The sequence below is a fragment of the Pectobacterium brasiliense genome (assembly GCF_013449685.1).
GTDB classification, from domain to species: domain Bacteria; phylum Pseudomonadota; class Gammaproteobacteria; order Enterobacterales; family Enterobacteriaceae; genus Pectobacterium; species Pectobacterium brasiliense_A.
Window position 1 is genome coordinate 1 of sequence record NZ_JACDSF010000030.1, and the last position, 1,492, is coordinate 1,492.

Annotated in this window: 1 protein-coding gene; it reads left to right on the forward strand. The window is 51.9% G+C overall.

Translation table 11 applies throughout. The features are described from left to right. Positions 1 to 63 precede the first annotated feature (63 nt). Positions 64 to 1,492 (forward strand): IS3 family transposase gene (locus H0248_RS13285; RefSeq protein ID WP_257981558.1). Its coding sequence is split into 2 segments (ribosomal slippage), with 1,430 coding nucleotides annotated over them: positions 64 to 499 and positions 499 to 1,492; the frame shifts between segments, so codons are not numbered across the junction. This gene is flagged as partial in the annotation.

Here is a 1,492-nt window from a genome sequence, read left to right on the forward strand (position 1 = left end):
CCCTCAGTGTCAGCATAGTTGTCACCCTCTATGAAAAAGAAACCGAGGGTGATGGAATGACAAATGAAACGTGTTTACCCTGAACGAAAAGCCAGCATACTGGCAAAACTGCTACCCCCCTACAATATGACCGTTGCTGCTGTTGCACAGATGGAAGGAATATCCGAAGCTACCCTTTATAACTGGCGTAATCAGGCCAAATCAGAGGGAAAACCCGTGCCCGGTGCAGAGAAAACAACAGACCAGTGGTCACCAGAAGCGCGCTTTGCCGTGATAGTCGAAACGGCCACGCTCAGTGAGGCCGAAGTAGCAGAATATTGCCGTAAAAAAGGACTTTATCCGGAGCAACTTGTTCAGTGGAAACAGGGGTTTATGCAAACTGAAAATCCCGGTGATAAAGCAGCCTTAAAGCAAAGTCAGAAAGAAAACAAACAGCTAAAGAAAGAGCTTCTCCGTAAAGAAAAAGCCCTTGCGGAGGCGGCTGCCATACTGGTACTGCGAAAAAAGCTCACGGACTACTACGGGGAAACCGACGAGGACGACTGACGCCGGAAGATGAACGGAAACAGTTCATCATCTGGATCAATGAAGCGGTAGCATCGGGCGCACGGCTGATGATTGCCTGTCGTGAAGTCAACCTGAGTCTGCGGACCTTGCGTCGCTGGCAGCGTTCTTCCCGTGACCGGCGACCCGATGCGATAAGGCCGGTACCGCTTAACCAACTGAGTGCTGAGGAAGAAAGCAGGATAAGGGATGTCTGCCATGAACCGGAATATGCCAGCCTTCCACCGTCCCAAATTGTGCCACGGTTGGCTGATAAAGGTCTTTATCTTGCCAGTGAGTCAACGTTTTATCGGATACTACGGCGGTCAGGTGAAGTGCATCGCAGGGGGCGTCAGATACGGCAACAAAAGGTATCAGTTCCGACAACATTCACGGCAACCGGGCCTTGCCAGGTGTGGTCTTGGGACATCACCTGGTTACCTTCGGTAGTGCGCGGTCGCTGGTTTTATCTGTATATGATAATCGACCTGTACAGCCGGAAAATCACGGGTTACGAAGTGCATGAAACGGAAAGTGGCGAACAGGCAGCAGCGTTAATGCAACGCAGTGTGATGCGTGAGGGATGCTGGCGTCAGCCACTGGTACTGCACGCAGATAATGGGGCAGCGATGAAATCACAGACCCTGCAGATGAAACTGCATGAGCTAAATATCACGCCGTCTCATAGCAGACCCCGTGTCAGTAATGATAACGCGTATTCAGAGTCGTTGTTCCGGACACTGAAATATGTTCCACAGTGGCCGTCGTCGGGGTTCAGAACGCTGAGTGAAGCTCGTCAGTGGGTGGATAAATTTACCCGCTGGTACAACGAAGAGCATCGTCACAGCGGGATACGATATGTGACGCCGGGACAGCGTCACCGTGGCGAAGATAATGTCCTGCTGAAGCAGCGTGATGACCTGTACCGGACGGCACAGAAAGCGCACCC